Origin of the sequence: Streptomyces akebiae, from assembly GCF_019599145.1 — a bacterium.
Lineage (GTDB): Bacteria > Actinomycetota > Actinomycetes > Streptomycetales > Streptomycetaceae > Streptomyces > Streptomyces akebiae.
In genome coordinates, this window is record NZ_CP080647.1 from 3,071,761 (window position 1) to 3,088,052 (window position 16,292).

Here is a 16,292-nt window from a genome sequence, read left to right on the forward strand (position 1 = left end):
TTGTGTGAGGGCTTCCGGCGTTCTCATAATCCTGCAACAGAAATTGACCTGGGCATGCCACCAAAGGCGATTTCATGTCGCCTGATTGGCATGTCTGCGTCATGCCTGCGGTTCGGCAGTACGTGTCATCGAACGACTCATCGCATGTCAACCCCCCACGGAAGGCATCACGTTGAAGCGACTCATCACCGCTCTGAAGAGATGCGCGGCTGTCGGTGCAGCCGCGCTCGCGATCGCCAGCCTGCAGCCCGTGTCGGCGGCGACGGCCGCGCCGGCGCCGGTGGTCGGCGGCACGCGGGCCGCGCAGGGCGAGTTCCCGTTCATGGTCCGGTTGTCGATGGGCTGTGGCGGCTCGCTGTACACGCAGCAGATCGTGCTCACGGCCGCGCACTGTGTCGGCGCGACCGGCAACAACACCAGCTACACGGCCACGGCCGGTGTCGTGGACCTCCAGAGCACCAGCGGCCGGGTCCAGGTCCGCTCGACCAAGGTGTACCGGGCCCCCGGCTACAACGGCGACGGCAAGGACTGGGCGCTCATCAAGCTGGCCTCGCCCATCAACCTCCCGACACTGAAGATCGCCACGACCACCGCGTACAACTCCGGCACCTTCACGGTCGCCGGCTGGGGCGCGGCCACCCAGGGCGGCGCGCAGCAGCGGTACATGCTCAAGGCGACCGTGCCGTTCGTGAGCGACGCGACCTGCCGTTCCTACAGCGGCTACGGCGGGCTCATCGCCGGCGAGGAGATCTGTGCCGGTTACGCGGCGGGTGGCGTCGACACCTGCCAGGGCGACTCGGGCGGTCCGATGTTCCGTCGGGACAACGCCAACCAGTGGATCCAGGTCGGCATCGTCAGCTGGGGCATAGGCTGCGCCCAGCCCAACGCCCCCGGTGTCTACACCGAGGTGTCCACCTTCGCGTCCCAGATCGCGGCGGCCGCGGCCACTCTCTGAGCGACGCGCCGCAGCACTCTCGTACGACGTCCACGGGCCCGGCGGCTCCCAGCGCCGGGCCCGTGTCCTTGCCCGTGTCCTTGCCCGTGTCCGTACCCACGGCCGGCCCGTGTCGGGGACGGGGCTTCAGAAGCCTCCGCCGAAGTCCCCGCCGCCGCCGAAATCGCCGCCGCCGCCGAAGTCCCCGCCGCCGAAACCACCGCTGAAGTCGTCCGTGTCGAAGTCACCGCCCGAGACGTCGCCGCCGCCGTAGCCGGAGGCCGCGCCGAAGTCGCCGTAACCGGAGCCGTACATGGCGGCGTACGAGGGGGTGGCCATCATGCTGCCGAGCATGGTGCCGACGAGGAGGCCGGGGAGGAGGCCGCCGCCGTAGTAGCCGCCCGCCCAGGGGCCGTAGGCCGGGCCGGCGTCCCAGTAGGGGCGGCGGGCGCCGGACACCGTCTCCACCTCGCGGATCATGGGGTCCTCGCCGTCGGCGAGGCGGGCCCGGTCGGCGGCGCAGACCGGCACCTCGCGTGCGGTGCCGACGCCCGGGGCCCACAGGACGTCGGCGACCGACGGACCGTGGCGGGGGTCGAAGAAGCAGGGGGCGCGGCGCTCCGGCAGGGGACGGCCCTCCCTGCGGGCGGCGAGCTGCGCGAGGGAGAAGCGGCCGTCCTCCAGGGTCTGGGTGACCGCGCGGACCTCCTCGGGGCGGGTGGTCGCCGCCATGAGGGACTTGGCCTTCTCGTAGGCGTCCAGGGCCCGTTCGTAGTCGGCGCGCATCGCGTCGTCGGCGCCCGCCTCGGCGGGGTGGAAGTCCAGGCGCTCCAGTTCCTCGCCGAAGGCCGTGATGTCCTCGTCCACCACCACGGAGAGCTTGGCCAGCGCCTCGCGGCGTTCCTCCTCCTTGCGCCGGCGGTTGCGGCGGACCAGCGCGTACGCGCCGACGCCGCCCGCCACCACGACCGCGCCCGCCGCGGCCAGGGCACCGGCGTCCACGCCCGCGTCGCCGCCGTCGCTCCAGCTCGACGGGGCCGTGCCGCCCGGGTTGCTGCGCAGGGCGTCGTCCACGAAGTCGTTGAGCTGGGCCTTCGGGTCGCCGGCGCCCTGGACCGCCGTGACCAGGTTGGCGACGGCCTCCTGGCTCAGCACACTGCTGTCGGCCCGGGCGTCGAAACGATCGCCGAGGCGGACGCCGTAGAGGCCGGTGACGCCCGTCTCGGTGCGGAGGTTCTGGAAGAGGTTCTCGCTCGGGTAGCCGGCCGGGAGGACCGCCACGAAGATCGGCTCGTCCGCGTCCTCGATCTTGTCGGCGAGGGCCTCGGCGTCCGCCGAGGAGAGCAGGTCGGTGGCGGCCGGGTCGACGTAGACGGGGCCCTCGCGCAGGGCCGCGGCCACCGTCGACAGGTCGGTGGCCGCGTGTGCGCTCGGCGCACCGACCGACAGCACCGCCAGGGCCGCCAGCGCCATCGCGGCGAGCGGCACCATGAGGAGGCGGAGCAGACGACGAACCGGTGCGCCCTTCATACCTTCGAAGCTACCTCGTTCCACCGCAAAACGGACGATCCGCTTTCGTGACCCGATGGGACCGACCGTCGACTTGGGTGGACGCCGGAACGGCTGTACAACCGTTCGAAGGGGTTCGGGCCGGGTCCTGGCGACGGCGGAACGGGGGCGAGCGGAATGCTGCGAAGAGTGTCGGCGGTGGTGGGCGCGGTCGGCGGGGCGACGCTGTTGAGCGGTTGCACGGCCCTGGACAGGACGACACGGACGTCACGCTCTGGCGGGCGGAAGGTGAACGGTCGGGCGACACCGCGTTCGCGCTCTTCTCGCCGCCACCCGCGTGGGGCACCGACGCCGGGGGTGAGCGTCGATTGCTGCCGGACCGCACCTACCAGCTGACCTTCACCCACCACGAGGACGACTACAACGGCACGGTCGCCTTCACCGCCGGGGACCTCTCCGGTCTGGGGACCGGGCAGGTGTGGGCCGACGACCGGGCGATGGACCTCGACGAGTTCGAGGAACTCGCCGAGGAGTCGTGCTGAGGAGGCGGGGCGGCCCGGTGCGCCCAGCGGGCGGCCACGGACCGTCCGCGGTCGCCCCGCGCATCCCGTCCACCGACTCGCGGCCGATCACTCCGCCGGTTCGACACCCGCCCGCAGCAGCCCGTACGTGTACGCGTCCTCCAGCGCCTGCCAGGACGCGGCGATGACGTTCTCGGCGACACCGACCGTGGACCACTCCCCCGCACCGTCCGTCGTGGAGATCAGCACACGCGTCGTGGAGTTGGTGCCGTGCTTGCCCTCCAGGATGCGGACCTTGTAGTCGACCAGCTCCAGCTTGGCGAGCTGGGGGTAGATCTTCTCCAGGGCGACGCGCAGGGCGCGGTCGAGCGCGTTGACGGGGCCGTTGCCCTCGGCCGTGGCGACGATGCGCTCGCTCTTGGCCCACAGCTTGACGGTGGCCTCGTTGGCGTGGCTGCCGTCGGGGCGGTCCTCGACGATGGCCCGCCAGGACTCCGTGCGGAAGTACCGCTGCGGCTTGCCCGCGACCTCGTCGCGCAGGAGGATCTCGAAGCTGGCGTCCGCGGCCTCGTAGGTGTAGCCCCGCAGTTCGCGCTCCTTGACCCGCTCGACGACCCGGCCGACCAGCTCCCGGTCGTCGCCGAGGTCGACGCCCAGCTCCTTGCCCTTGAGTTCGATGGAGGCACGGCCCGCCATGTCGGAGACCAGCATCCGCATGGTGTTGCCGACCTGCTCGGGGTCGATGTGCTGGTACAGGTCCGGGTCGACCTTGATCGCGGACGCGTGCAGGCCGGCCTTGTGCGCGAACGCCGAGACACCGACGTACGGCTGGTGGGTGGAGGGGGTGAGGTTGACGACCTCGGCGATCGCGTGGGAGATCCGCGTCATCTCGCGCAGGGCGCCCTCGGGGAGGACCTTCTTGCCGTACTTCAGCTCCAGCGCGGCGACGACCGGGAAGAGGTTGGAGTTGCCGACCCGCTCGCCGTAACCGTTGGCGGTGCACTGGACGTGGGTGGCGCCGGCGTCGACGGCGGCCAGGGTGTTGGCGACCGCGCAGCCGGTGTCGTCCTGGGCGTGGATGCCGAGGCGGGCGCCGGTGTCGGCCAGCACGGTCGCGACGACGGCCTGGACCTGCGCCGGCAGCATGCCGCCGTTGGTGTCGCAGAGGATCACCACGTCGGCGCCGGCCTCCGCGGCGGCACGGACGACGGCCTTGGCGTACTGGGGGTTGGCCCGGTAGCCGTCGAAGAAGTGTTCGCAGTCGACGAAGACCCGGCGGCCCTCGGAGCGGAGGTGGGAGACGGTGTCGCGGACCATCTCCAGGTTCTCGTCGAGCGTGGTGCGCAGGGCGAGTTCCACATGACGGTCGTGGGACTTGGCGACCAGGGTGATCACCGGGGCGCCGGAGTCGAGCAGGGCTTTGACCTGCGGATCCTCGCTCGCCTTGCCGCCCGCGCGGCGGGTGGCGCCGAACGCCACCAGCTGGGCGTGCCTGAAGTCGATCTCCTTCTGCGCGCGGGCGAAGAACTCGGTGTCGCGCGGGTTCGCGCCGGGCCAGCCGCCCTCGATGAAGCCGACGCCGAAGTCGTCCAGGTGCCGTGCGATGGCCAGCTTGTCCGCGACGGTCAGGTTGATGCCCTCGCGCTGGGCGCCGTCGCGCAGGGTGGTGTCGAAGACGTGGAAGGAGTCGTCGAGTTCGCTGGTTTCCGTCATGGTGTCAAGGCTCCTGCTGTTGGATCCCGCTGGATCACGGTCTGTACCGGAATGACCGGCTCCACCGTCCCCAATGCTCCCTCACGCTGCGCTCCCGGCTGAAGGTGGGCCAGAAAAGCGAAAAACCTCTCGCGGGTGCGAGAGGTCTGCGCGCGGGTCGAGGACGACGGTGTCCGCCCGTACGTGGTCGTACCTGGCGGTCACTGCGGACCGGCGCGCCTGCTGCCAATAATCATGGCGAACGAGAGCACGGGGGCAGTCTGGCACAGACCGTCCCCGTGCTCACCGTCTGTCTCAGGATGCGAACAGCGCGCTTCGACGCGGCAGGGCCACCGCGGACGCATCGTCCGTGGCGGCCCTGGAGGGGATCGACGCTCGGCGTCAGCCCAGCTCGTGCATCCAGCCGTGCTTGTCCTCGGCCGTGCCGCGCTGGATGTCCAGCAGCGCCTCGCGGAGCTTGAGGGTGACGGGGCCGGGCTCGCCGCCGGACTGCTGCCAGGCGGCGCCGGTGCGCTTGACCGTGCCGACGGGGGTGATGACGGCGGCCGTACCGCAGGCGAAGACCTCGGTGAGGGCGCCGCTCTCGGAGTCGGCCTGCCACTGGTCGATGGAGATCCGGCCCTCCTCGGCGGTGTAGCCGAGGTCGGCGGCGACCGTCAGCAGGGAGTCACGGGTGACGCCCTCCAGGATGGAGCCGGTGAGGGAGGGGGTGACGATGCGGTCGCCGTACACGAAGTACAGGTTCATGCCGCCGAGTTCCTCGACCCACTTGCGCTCGACCGCGTCGAGGTAGCAGACCTGGGCGCAGCCCTCGGCCGCCGCCTCGGCCTGGGCGAGGAGGGAGGCGGCGTAGTTGCCGCCGGTCTTGGCGTCGCCCATGCCGCCGGGGACCGCGCGGACGTGGTCCTCGGAGACCCAGATCGAGACGGGCTGCACTCCGCCGGGGAAGTAGGCGCCGGCCGGGGAGGCGATCACCAGGAAGAGGTACTCGCCCGCCGGCTTGACGCCCAGGCCGACCTCGGTGGCGATCATGAAGGGGCGGAGGTAGAGGGACTCCTCGCCACCGTGGGCGGGGACCCAGCCCTGGTCCTGCTTCACCAGCGCGTCACAGGCCTCGATGAACGTCTCGACCGGCAGTTCCGGCATGCCGAGCCGGCGGGCGGAGGCCTGGAAGCGCCTGGCGTTCTTCTCCGGACGGAAGGTGGCGACGGAGCCGTCGGGCTGCCGGTAGGCCTTCAGGCCCTCGAAGATCTCCTGGGCGTAGTGCAGGACCATGGTGGCCGGGTCCAGGGAGAGCGGCGCGTACGGAACGAGCTGGCCGTCGTGCCAGCCACGACCCTCGGTCCACTTGATGACGACCATGTGGTCGGTGAAGTGGCGGCCGAAACCGGGGTTGGCCAGGACCGCGTCGCGCTCGGCGTCGGAGAGCGGTCTGGCGGAGGGCTTGAGCTCGATCGTGGGCGTCATGAGTGGGTGTCCTTCACCGGTTGTGTGTGACGGGCCGCGCTCACATCCGTACTCCAGTGGCGAGTGCTAGGGCGTCCGAGCATTCCCTCGTTCGGCGGCTCCGCGTTCGATTATCGCAAGCGGAGTCGGCGGAAGAAAACGGCGTGAATGCGACCCAGGGGATGATGGTGGCACCCGGCGGGGACATGCGGAAGCCGCCGGGTGCGGTAGCGACCCGGCGGCTTCGAAAGATTTCGAGTGGCGCGGCGGGTCAGCCGGCTACTCGTACGGCGAGGGCGTCGCCGATCTCGGCCGTCGAACGGGCGGGCTTTCCGACGCGCTCCGCGAGGTCGGCGGAGACGGCCTCCTCGATCGCCGCGGCCTCGGCCTCGTAGCCGAGGTGGCGCAGGAGCAGGGCGACGGACAGGACCGTGGCGGAAGGGTCGGCCTTGCCCTGGCCGGCGATGTCCGGGGCCGAGCCGTGCACGGGCTCGAACATGGACGGGAAGTCGCCGGAGGGGTTGATGTTGCCGGAGGCCGCGACACCGATGCCGCCGGAGACGGCCGCGGCGAGGTCGGTGATGATGTCACCGAAGAGGTTGTCGGTGACGATGACGTCGAACCGGGCCGGGTCGGTGACCAGGTAGATCGTGGCCGCGTCGACGTGGATGTAGTCGGTGGTGACCTCGGGGAACTCCTCGGCCACCTTGTTGAAGATGTTCGTCCACAGGTGACCGGCGAAGGTCAGCACGTTGTTCTTGTGGACGAGGGTGAGCTTCTTGCGCGGGCGGGCCTGGGCGCGGGCGAACGCGTCACGGACCACGCGCTCGACACCGAAGGCCGTGTTCACGGAGACCTCGGTGGCGACCTCGTGCTCGGTGCCCTTGCGGATGGTGCCGCCGTTGCCGGTGTACGGGCCCTCGGTGCCCTCACGGACCACGACGAAGTCGATCTCGGGCTGGCCGGCGAGCGGGGTGGCGACACCCGGGAGCAGCTTCGACGGGCGCAGGTTCACGTGGTGGTCGAAGGCGAAGCGGAGCTTGAGCAGGAAGCCGCGCTCCAGTACGCCGGAGGGGACGCTCGGGTCACCGATCGCGCCGAGCAGGATCGCGTCGTGCCGCTTCAGCGCGTCGAGGTCGGCTTCGGTGAGGGTCTCACCGGTGGCGTGGTAGCGCTTGGCGCCGAAGTCGTACTCCTTGGTCTCCAGCTTCACATCCTGCGGAAGGACGGCGGAGAGGACCTTGAGCCCCTGGGCCACGACTTCCTGACCGATGCCGTCACCGGGGATCACTGCGAGATTGAGGCTGCGAGACATGACGGCACCGTACTCCTGGTCCCACGGGATGACACAAGGTGTCCGCGATACGGACGCACGGTCGGGTGACGCTGCCCACACGTCACCACGCGTTCACCCGTACGGGGGGCGGGTGTTGGGATTCGCTGGGAACTTCGTCAGCATGACCCACCCTTCCAGGAGGACACCCCCCGGACCTCCCGTACTCGACTTCGGCATCCCGCCGCAGCTCGCGCGCCGGATGAGCATGGCCGAACAGTACGAGTACCTGCGTACGAAGCTGTCGCGGCGCCGCACCCTGGTGACGGCGGGCTCACTGGCGGCGGGCGGGCTGCTGACCGGCTGCGGCGGATCCGACTCGCCGGCCTCACCGAACGCGACGACCTCGGCCCCGTCGCCCGCCACCTCGAAGGCGCCCGGTTCCGTCGTCACCCCCTTCGGCCGCCATCTGGCGTTCGGCGCCGACCCGAAGACGCGGATGCGGATCTCCTGGCAGGTGCCGTTCGCGGTGAAGAAGCCGTACGTGCGCGTGGGCCTGAAGCCCGAGGAGCTGACCCGGAAGGTCGAGGCGGAGATCCGCGACCTGCACACGCCGGGGATCGAGGGAGTGCGCCTGGAGCTGGAGCAGTACTACCTGCACGCGGCCCTGGACGGCCTGCGACCCGGGACGACGTACTACTACGGCGTCGGCCACGAGGGCTTCGACCCGGCCGCCCCCGCCCACCGCTCCACGATCGGCACCTTCCGCACGGCGCCCGCCGCACCGGAGAAGTTCGTGTTCACCGCCTTCGGCGACCAGGGCGTCGGCAAGGCCGCGGCGGCCAACGACAACCTGATCATCCGCCAGAAGCCGGCCTTCCATCTCCACGCCGGCGACATCTGCTACGCCAACGGCAACGGCAAGGGCGTGGAGTCGGACGGCTACGACCCCGGCTTCTGGGACCTGTTCCTCAAGCAGAACGAGCCGGTGGCCAGGTCCGTGCCGTGGATGGTGACGACCGGCAACCACGACATGGAGGCCTGGTACTCGCCGGACGGCTACGGCGGTCAACTCGCCCGCTGGTCCCTCCCGGACAACGGCTTCGACCCCCGTTCCGCGCCGGGGGTGTACGCGTTCACCTACGGCAACGTCGGCTTCGTGGCGCTGGACGCGAACGACGTGTCGTACGAGATCCCCGCCAACCTCGGCTACTCGGGCGGCCGGCAGACCAAGTGGCTGGACAGGAAGCTGGGGGAGCTGAGGGCCGCGAAGGACGTCGACTTCATCGTCGTCTTCTTCCACCACTGCGCCTACTCGACGTCCTCGCACGCCTCCGACGGCGGTGTCCGTGACGCGTGGCCGCCGCTGTTCGCGAAGCACCAGGTGGACCTGGTGATCAACGGCCACAACCACGTCTACGAGCGGACCGACGCCGTCAAGGACGGCGACGTCGGCAGGCCGGTACCCGTCGGCGCGTCCACCGACCCGACCCGGGACGGGATCGTGTACGTCACGGCGGGCGGCGGTGGGCGCGATCTGTACGGCTTCCCGTCCGGCGTGAAGGAGAGCTACGAGGGGCACGTCACCCGCCACGACGCCGTGGAGACCTTCGAGTGGACCAGGTCGCGCAGGTCGAAGGCGGAGACGGTGGAGTGGTCGCGGGTGCGCTACCGGGGCTTCTCGCTGCTCTCGGTGGAGGTCTCAGGCGGCGCGCGACCGGCTCTGAAGGTGTCGGCGCTGGCACAGAACGGCGACCGCGTCGACCACTTCGAGGTGCGGCGCGGGACGTGAGTGCAGTTCGAGGTGCGGCACGGCCGTAGGCGTCCACCCGCGGCCGCGCCGCACTCCGAACGGGTGCGGCTCCCGGCTGGTGGGGCGCTCAGTGCCCGGTCGAGCCGCCGTTGTCCCTGCGGTCGAGGGCGCGCTGCAGGGCCGCGGCGGCGTTCTTGCGGTCGGACTCGGTGGTCCGGGAAACGTGACGGACTCGGCGGCGGACGGTCGTCTCGGCCATGGGGAATCGACTCCTTCGAGGCAATCCGGAGTACGGAAACGGGAGGGTTGCGAGACGCCGGATGGGGCGGGGAGCGGGGCCGCAGGGGTTGCCTGACTAGGGCTCCGGCTCACGTCCGCCATTCGCTGGATCGAGCGAGACGTTCGGCTCCTACAAAGCTAGGTGAGCGCGGCGCATCTGTCTCCACAATTAGTCGGACTTCCTACTATCTGAGACGGTGGATTGGGTCACACCCCTCTGACCTGCGCTTTCCTGGATCCCGCCGGACACGGCAGCGCCCGGCCCCTCCACGACGGAGGGGCCGGGCGCGCTGTCCGTGCCCGACGTCAGCCCATGTGCGGGTACGAGTAGTCGGTCGGCGGGACCAGGGTCTCCTTGATGGCGCGGGTCAGGGTCCAGCGCATCAGGTTCTGGGGGGCGCCGGCCTTGTCGTTGGTGCCGGAGGCACGGCCGCCGCCGAAGGGCTGCTGGCCGACGACGGCGCCGGTGGACTTGTCGTTGATGTAGAAGTTGCCGGCCGCGTAGCGGAGCTTGTCCATCGTGTACGCGGCGGCCGCGCGGTCGCCCGAGATGACGGAACCCGTCAGGGCGTACGCCGACACCGACTCCATCTGGGTCAGCATCTCCTCGTACCGGTCGTCCTCGTAGACGTGCACGGCGAGGAACGGGCCGAAGTACTCGGTGGTGAAGACCTCGTTCGTCGGGTCGGTGCACTCGACGACGGTCGGGCGGACGAAGTAGCCGACCGAGTCGTCGTAGGAGCCGCCGGCGACGATCGTGCAGGTCGGGTCGGACTTGGCGCGGTCGATGGCTGCCTTGTTCTTGGCGAAGGAGCGTTCGTCGATGACGGCGCCGATGAAGTTGGACAGATCGGTGACGTCGCCCATGGTCAGGTACTCGACCTCGGCGGCGAACTCCTCCTTGAAGCCGGAGTTCCAGATCGACGCCGGGATGTAGGCCCGGGAGGTCGCACTGCACTTCTGGCCCTGGTACTCGAAGGCGCCGCGGGTGAGGGCGGTCTTGAGCACGGCGCGGTCGGCGCTCGGGTGCGCGACCACGAAGTCCTTGCCGCCGGTCTCACCGACGAGGCGGGGGTAGGACCGGTACTTCTCGATGTTGGCGCCGACCGTCTTCCACAGGTACTGGAAGGTCTTGGTCGAGCCGGTGAAGTGGATGCCGGCGAGGTCACGGTGTTCGAGGGCCACCTTGGAGACCTCGATGCCGTCGCCCGTGACGAGGTTGATGACGCCCTTGGGCAGACCCGCCTCCTCCAGCAGTCGCATGAGCAGGACGGCCGCGTGGGTCTGCGTCGGGGACGGCTTCCACACCACCACGTTGCCCATCAGCGCCGGGGCGGTCGGCAGGTTGCCCGCGATGGCCGTGAAGTTGAACGGCGTGATCGCGTAGACGAAGCCCTCCAGCGGGCGGTGGTCGAGGCGGTTCCACACGCCCGGGGAGTTGGCCGGGGGCTGCTCGGCGAGCAGGTCACGGGCGTACTTGACGTTGAAGCGCCAGAAGTCGACCAGCTCGCAGGGACAGTCGATCTCGGCCTGCTGGGCGGTCTTCGACTGGCCGAGCATGGTGGAGGCGGCCAGCGTCTCGCGCCACGGGCCCGCGAGGAGGTCGGCGGCGCGCAGGATGATCGCGGCGCGGTCGTCGAAGGACATCGCACGCCAGGCGGGCGCGGCCGCGAGGGCCGCGTCGATGGCGTCCTGGGCGTCCTGCCCGGTGGCGTTGGCGTAGGTGCCGAGGCGGGCCTTGTGGTTGTGCGGCTGCACCACGTCGAAGCGGTCACCGCCGCCCATCCGCTTCTCGCCGCCGATGGTCATCGGCAGGTCGATCGGGTTCTCGGCCAGCTCCTTCAGCTTGACCTCCAGCCGGGCGCGCTCGGGCGAGCCGGGGGCGTAGCCGTGCACCGGCTCGTTGACGGGGGTGGGGACCTGGGTCACAGCGTCCATGAGCTACCTCTTCCGAGTGAATCCCTGGCTTCAGTCCCGGGGAGCCGAAGCCGTGTGCGTATGTTGGGCGGCGGTCAGGGCTTGACCGTCACGAACCCGCCGCGGCGGGCGAGTGAGAAGCCCCCACGGGGGCGGAGTCACGGGTTCCGTAACTCCTTACCGGAACCGGGTCGGCTCAGCCGATCCATGGGCGGTAGCTGCCGTCACCCGCAATGCACCCGGGTGCCGACAGCTACCGCTCACCCCTTGCTGACCATCGAGCGGGCGAAGAAGCGCAGGTTCGCCGGCTTCTCCGCGAGGCGGCGCATGAAGTAGCCGTACCAGTCCGTGCCGTAGGCGGTGTAGACCCGCATCCGGTGTCCTTCGGCGGCGAGCCGCAGGTGCTCGTCGCCGCGGATGCCGTACAGCATCTGGAACTCGTACTCGTCGAGCTTGCGTCCGGCGCGGTGGGCGAGTTCCTGGGCTATGGAGATCAGGCGCGGGTCGTGGGACCCGATCATCGGGTACCCCTCCCCGTCCATGAGGATCTTCAGGACGCGGACGTACGCCTTGTCGATCTCGGCCTTCTGCTGGAAGGCCACGTCGGCGGGCTCCTTGTAGGCGCCCTTCACCAGCCTCACCCGGCTGCCGTTCTCGGCCAGGCGGCGGGCGTCGGCCTCGGTACGGAAGAGATAGGCCTGGATGACGCAGCCGGTCTGCGGGAAGTCCCGGCGCAGCTCGTCGTGGATGGCGAACGTCGAGTCGAGGGTGGTGTGGTCCTCCGCGTCGAGGGTGACCGTCGTGCCGATCGCGGCGGCGGCCTCGACGACCGGGCGGACGTTGGCGAGGGCCAGCTCGTGGCCGCCGTCGAGGGCCTGGCCGAAGAGGGAGAGCTTCACGGACATCTCGGCGCGCTCGCCGAGCTCCAGCTCCTTCAGCCGGTCGATCAGCTCCAGATAGGCGTCGCGGGCGGCGGCGGCCTGCTCCGGACGGGTGATGTCCTCGCCGACGACGTCCATCGTCACGTCGAGACCGCGGCCGGTGAGCTCCCGGATGACGGGGACGATGTCGTCCACGCGTTCACCGGGGATGAAGCGGTCGACGACCTGCTTGGTCACGGGCGCCGCCGAGATCAGGCGTCGTATCCGGTCGCTGCGCGACGCGGCGAGAATCACGGGACCCAGCACGGGGCACCTCCACAAACCAGCAGATAGAACCACCGTGAAACCTAAGGATCCCCCCGTTCGCCGACCATCGACAGCTGTCACGTATCCGTGCCGCAGATCTCAGACAGATGTATGAAGGGCACTCGGGGATACGCGACAATGCCGGGGTGACGCCGGAAAGCTCAAGCCCCCATCCCGTGGGTGACTACCAGGAACTCGTCGACGAGATCTCCGCGCTGCTCGGCGCCCCGGCGACGCTGGAGAACCGCGACTTCGAGCTGATCGCCTTCGGCGCGTACGACAGCGAGGGTGAGCTCGATCCGTCGGCCCTGGACCCGGTCCGCACCCGCTCGATCCTGACCCGCCGCTCGACGACGGCGGTCCGGGAGTGGTTCGAGGGCTTCGGCATCACCCGGGCGACGGGACCGGTCCGGATCCCGCCGACGCCGGAGGCGGGGGTGCTCCGGGGGCGGGTCTGCCTCCCGGTACGCCATCGGGGGGTCGTCCTCGGTTATGTCTGGCTCCTGGACGGCGACCCGGGCCCCACCGACGCCCAGCTGTCCGCCGCCATGGCGGTGGCCTCCCGCATCGGCGCCCTGCTCGCGGACGAGGCCCAGGCCGGCGCCGATCTCACCCGCGAGCTGCGCGCGGTCCTCACCGCCGAGCGCGACTGGGAGCGCGACATGGCCGTGGCGGAGCTGCGCACGGCACTCGGTCCCCGCGGCGACGGCGTCCACGCGCTGGTGTGCGTGGCCCCCTGGCCGCATCCCGACCAGGACGACGCGCCGTCCTTCCGTACGGTGCCGGGGGCGACCGCGCTGTGCACGGTGCCTTGGGGTGCGGCGGGCCAGGGCCTGGCCCTGCTGGTACGGCTCCGCTCGGCCGACACCACGGCCCCGGCGCTCACCGCCGCCGCCCGGCTGCTGGAACGCGCGGGCGCGCACGCGGCGGCGGGCGTCTCGGCAGCCCGCGCGGGCCTCGCCGAACTGGGCACCGACTGGCGGGAGGCCTCGGCGGCGGCCCGGGCGGCGCTGGCGGAACCGGGGCTGGGCCCGATCGCCGAGTGGCGCTCCATCGGCCCGTACCGGCTGCTGACCGCGTTGCCTCCCGGCCTCCCCCAGGACCCGGCCGTCCGTGCCCTCCTCGCCCCCGCCCACCATGAACTGGCCCGCACCGCCGAGGTCTTCCTGGATCACGCGGGCCAAGCCGGGCGCACGGCGGCCGAGTTGGGCATCCACCGGCAGACCCTCTACTACCGCCTCTCCCGCGTCGAGCAGCTCACGGGTCTGCGCCTGACCGACGGCGAGGACCGCCTGCTGCTGCACATGGCGCTGAAGGGGGCGCGGCTGTGACGCACCCCGGGGACGTCAACTCGCCGGGGAGAGCGGGAACAACGCGCTGAGGCGCGGCAGGCGGCGGTGCGACTCCTCGTCGTCGCGGGCGTCCCAGCGTTCGCCGGCCGGGTCCATGGGCTCGGCGTCGTCGCCGACGAGGCTCTCCAGGGCGTCGTAGAAGGCCTCCTCCGTGCGACCCGTGACGTGCTCCCACGCCCGCACGGCGACATAGTCCAACTCCTCCCACTCCAGCACCTCCTCTTCCTCCCAGACCTGCGGCGGGCGGCCCACGAGCCCCCGCACCGCGGGCACGTCGGCCAGGGAGTCGGGATCACGGACGGCCCGGTCGAACACGTCCCGGCCCAGGCCGACCAGCCAGAGCCGGAAGTAGAAGAAGCTGTCGTCGGAGCACCAGCCCATGATCCGGTCGGCAGCGCCCCACAGGTCCCAGGTGAGCGTGGGGGCCAACACGCGGTCCAAGGTCTCCTGGAACCGCAGGAGTTCGTTCTCCGACCGGTCCTTCAACCGCTCGCACAGCCACTCCGACCGCTCGTCGGGGTCCGGTGTCACCCGTCGGCAGTCCTCGATCACGTCCCAGAAGGTCTCGTCGTCCACGTCCCCACCATGGCAGGGGGCACTGACAACGCGACCGGCCGCCGGTGGAGGGGGTCGTGGGGCGGCATCGTGGTGGCGCGAAACCGCACTTCTGAAAATGATTGTCATCGTGCTACGGTCGGGCACGTTGAAACTTTGACCACGCCATTACTCGGAGTGTCCCGTGCGCCTCCCGGCCCGTTTCGTCCCTCTCACCGCGGTCACCACCGCGACCTCCGCCCTGCTCACAGGCTGCTTCTCGGCCGCGGGCCCCGAGGAGGCCGGGAGCGAGGGCAAGCGGATACGGGTCGCGATGATGCAGCCGCCCCGCTCGGGCCTGTCCCCGCTCTCCGACGACGCGTTCAAGCTGTCGCGCTGGTCGACCGCCGAGACCCTGGTGAAACTGGACGCGGAGGGCGACGCGCGACCCGCGCTCGCCACCGAGTGGAAGCGCTCGGGCAAGACGTGGACGTTCACGATCCGGGAGGGCGTGACGTTCCACGACGGTACGAAGCTGACCGCTGCGGCCGTCGTCAACTCGCTCACCGAGGCGGCCACCGCGTCCCCCAAGCCGCGCATCCTCGACGGCGTGGACCTGAAGGCGAAGGCCGACGGCGACACCGTCACCGTCACCACGGCGGTCGAGGACCCACTGGTCCCGCAGCGCCTCAGCTCGCCGCAGCTGTCGATCCTCGCGGCGAAGGCCTACGAGGGAAAGACGGTGAACCCGCTCGGCGCCGGCACCGGCCCCTTCGAGCTGACCGAGGTCAACGGCACCGCCTCGGCCGCCCTCGACCGCTACGACGACTACTGGGGCGGCAAGGCCAAGGCCCCCGGCATCGACGTGAAGTACGTGCCGGACGGCACCGCCCGCGCGGCCTCCCTGCGCAGCGGCGAGGCCGACATCGTCGAGGCGGTCCCGGTGTCACAGGCCGCCGTCCTCGACCAGGACCTGATCACCGAGGTCCCGATGCCCCGTACCAACACCCTCTACCTGAACACCGAGAAGGGCGTGTTCAAGGACGCCTCGCTGCGCGCCGCCGCCCGCGAGGCCGTCGACGCCGAGTCCATCGTCGAGGGTGTGTACGAGGGGCGTGCCGACGTCGCCGAGGGGCTGCTCGGGCCCGCGCTCCCGTGGGCGGCCGAGCTGCGGTCCCCGCTGAAGCGCGCCGAGGCGGGGGACCCGGACGGCGAGGCCATCACCATCGGCACGTTCACCGACCGCGCCGAGCTGCCCGAGGTCGCCGCCACGCTGCAACAGCAGCTGCAGAAGGCGGGGTTCAAGGTGAAGCTCGACGTCCGCGAGTACGCCAACATCGAGTCCGACGCGCTCGCGGGCGAGTTCGACGCCTTCATCCTCTCCCGGGCGACCGTCCTCGACTCCGGCGACCCGGCCGCGTACCTCTACAGCGACTTCGCCTCCGACGGCTCCTTCAACATCTCCCAGCTCGCCGACAAGACCGTCGACACGGCCATCGACCAGGCCTCCGACACCGCCGCCGGTGACGCCCGCCGACAGGCCGTCATCGAAGCCGAGGCCGCCGTCCTCACCACCGACGCGGCCGTGCCGATGCTGCATGAGCGGGTGATCCAGGGCGACGCGGCCGGAGTCGTGGACGCGGCCCACGACCCGCGCGAGCGGGAGCTGGTCACGGCGGACACGTACGTCAAGTGAGCGCGCCCGCAGGGGAACCGACCGACGCGGCACGGGGCGCGCGCGTCGCGGTGAGTGCGAGCACGGTGAGTGCGAGCACCGATAGTGCGAGCGCACAGAGTGCGAGCGCGGCGCGGACGGTCCGTTCCGCGGCGGAGTCGGCCGGACCCGCCCGACGGACGGGGGGTGCCAGGGACTC

At 70.8% G+C, this 16,292-nt stretch carries 13 protein-coding genes; 5 read left to right on the forward strand and 8 right to left on the reverse strand.

The window, feature by feature from the left end:
• Positions 1-172: 172 nt before the first annotated feature.
• On the forward strand, positions 173-955 hold the full coding sequence (locus tag K1J60_RS13075; RefSeq protein ID WP_220646375.1) for a serine protease: 783 nt from the start codon (positions 173-175) through the stop codon (positions 953-955).
• A gap of 126 nt (positions 956-1,081) precedes the next feature.
• Here K1J60_RS13075 and K1J60_RS13080 read toward each other — a convergent pair whose 3' ends face one another.
• Positions 1,082-2,464, reverse strand: coding sequence for a hypothetical protein (locus K1J60_RS13080; RefSeq protein WP_220646376.1), 1,383 nt, complete (start codon positions 2,462-2,464; stop codon positions 1,082-1,084).
• Between the two features lie 215 nt (positions 2,465-2,679).
• Between K1J60_RS13080 and K1J60_RS13085 the strand changes: the two genes are divergently transcribed.
• Positions 2,680-2,985, forward strand: a complete 306-nt coding sequence (locus tag K1J60_RS13085) for a hypothetical protein (protein ID WP_259407703.1) — start codon at positions 2,680-2,682, stop codon at positions 2,983-2,985.
• Positions 2,986-3,072: 87 nt separating this feature from the next.
• Here the strand turns inward: K1J60_RS13085 and cimA are convergent, their stop codons facing one another.
• The 3 genes from cimA to K1J60_RS13100 form a co-directional block, all read right to left on the reverse strand.
• Positions 3,073-4,677 carry a citramalate synthase gene (gene cimA, locus K1J60_RS13090; protein ID WP_220646377.1) on the reverse strand — a complete coding sequence of 535 codons (1,605 nt, stop codon included), beginning with the start codon at positions 4,675-4,677 and terminating at the stop codon, positions 3,073-3,075.
• Between the two features lie 381 nt (positions 4,678-5,058).
• The gene (locus K1J60_RS13095; RefSeq protein ID WP_220646378.1) at positions 5,059-6,144 is read right to left on the reverse strand and encodes a branched-chain amino acid aminotransferase; all 1,086 of its coding nucleotides are present in this window, start codon (positions 6,142-6,144) and stop codon (positions 5,059-5,061) included.
• A gap of 250 nt (positions 6,145-6,394) precedes the next feature.
• Entirely contained in the window at positions 6,395-7,438 is a 1,044-nt protein-coding gene (locus tag K1J60_RS13100) for a 3-isopropylmalate dehydrogenase (protein WP_220646379.1), read from the reverse strand.
• Positions 7,439-7,580: 142 nt separating this feature from the next.
• Between K1J60_RS13100 and K1J60_RS13105 the strand changes: the two genes are divergently transcribed.
• Complete coding sequence (locus K1J60_RS13105) at positions 7,581-9,188, forward strand: purple acid phosphatase family protein (RefSeq protein WP_220646380.1); 1,608 nt, start codon at positions 7,581-7,583, stop codon at positions 9,186-9,188.
• An 88-nt stretch (positions 9,189-9,276) separates the two neighbouring features.
• Here K1J60_RS13105 and K1J60_RS45775 read toward each other — a convergent pair whose 3' ends face one another.
• The 3 genes from K1J60_RS45775 to K1J60_RS13115 all read right to left on the reverse strand — a co-directional run bounded on the left by K1J60_RS45775 (position 9,277) and on the right by K1J60_RS13115 (position 12,532).
• Complete coding sequence (locus K1J60_RS45775; protein ID WP_005479955.1) at positions 9,277-9,408, reverse strand: hypothetical protein; 132 nt, start codon at positions 9,406-9,408, stop codon at positions 9,277-9,279.
• 326 nt (positions 9,409-9,734) lie between these two features.
• Complete coding sequence (gene pruA / locus K1J60_RS13110) at positions 9,735-11,366, reverse strand: L-glutamate gamma-semialdehyde dehydrogenase (RefSeq protein ID WP_033526871.1); 1,632 nt, start codon at positions 11,364-11,366, stop codon at positions 9,735-9,737.
• 239 nt (positions 11,367-11,605) lie between these two features.
• Positions 11,606-12,532: a proline dehydrogenase family protein gene (locus tag K1J60_RS13115; RefSeq protein WP_220646381.1), complete on the reverse strand. Its 927-nt coding sequence runs from the start codon at positions 12,530-12,532 to the stop codon at positions 11,606-11,608.
• Positions 12,533-12,639: 107 nt separating this feature from the next.
• Here K1J60_RS13115 and K1J60_RS13120 point away from each other — a divergent pair, with 107 nt between their 5' ends.
• The gene (locus K1J60_RS13120; protein ID WP_220646382.1) at positions 12,640-13,863 is read left to right on the forward strand and encodes a PucR family transcriptional regulator; all 1,224 of its coding nucleotides are present in this window, start codon (positions 12,640-12,642) and stop codon (positions 13,861-13,863) included.
• 15 nt (positions 13,864-13,878) lie between these two features.
• On the opposite strand, the gene K1J60_RS13125 is transcribed toward K1J60_RS13120, so the two are convergent.
• Positions 13,879-14,460 (reverse strand): DUF4240 domain-containing protein, encoded by a 582-nt coding sequence (locus K1J60_RS13125; protein WP_220646383.1) that lies wholly within the window; start codon positions 14,458-14,460, stop codon positions 13,879-13,881.
• A gap of 163 nt (positions 14,461-14,623) precedes the next feature.
• On the opposite strand from K1J60_RS13125, the gene K1J60_RS13130 reads away from it, so the two are divergent.
• Positions 14,624-16,114 carry an ABC transporter substrate-binding protein gene (locus tag K1J60_RS13130; RefSeq protein WP_220646384.1) on the forward strand — a complete coding sequence of 497 codons (1,491 nt, stop codon included), beginning with the start codon at positions 14,624-14,626 and terminating at the stop codon, positions 16,112-16,114.
• Positions 16,115-16,292: the final 178 nt, after the last annotated feature.

Bases quoted from the DNA above. Each gene is read 5' to 3' on its own strand.
- K1J60_RS13080 (WP_220646376.1), bottom strand. From the start codon at position 2,464: ATGAAGGGCGCACCGGTTCGTCGTCTGCTCCGCCTCCTCATGGTGCCG.
- K1J60_RS13105 (WP_220646380.1), top strand. From the start codon at position 7,581: ATGACCCACCCTTCCAGGAGGACACCCCCCGGACCTCCCGTACTCGAC.
- K1J60_RS13095 (WP_220646378.1), bottom strand. From the start codon at position 6,144: ATGACGCCCACGATCGAGCTCAAGCCCTCCGCCAGACCGCTCTCCGAC.
- cimA (WP_220646377.1), bottom strand. From the start codon at position 4,677: ATGACGGAAACCAGCGAACTCGACGACTCCTTCCACGTCTTCGACACC.
- K1J60_RS45775 (WP_005479955.1), bottom strand. From the start codon at position 9,408: ATGGCCGAGACGACCGTCCGCCGCCGAGTCCGTCACGTTTCCCGGACC.
- pruA (WP_033526871.1), bottom strand. From the start codon at position 11,366: ATGGACGCTGTGACCCAGGTCCCCACCCCCGTCAACGAGCCGGTGCAC.
- K1J60_RS13100 (WP_220646379.1), bottom strand. From the start codon at position 7,438: ATGTCTCGCAGCCTCAATCTCGCAGTGATCCCCGGTGACGGCATCGGT.
- K1J60_RS13120 (WP_220646382.1), top strand. From the start codon at position 12,640: ATGTATGAAGGGCACTCGGGGATACGCGACAATGCCGGGGTGACGCCG.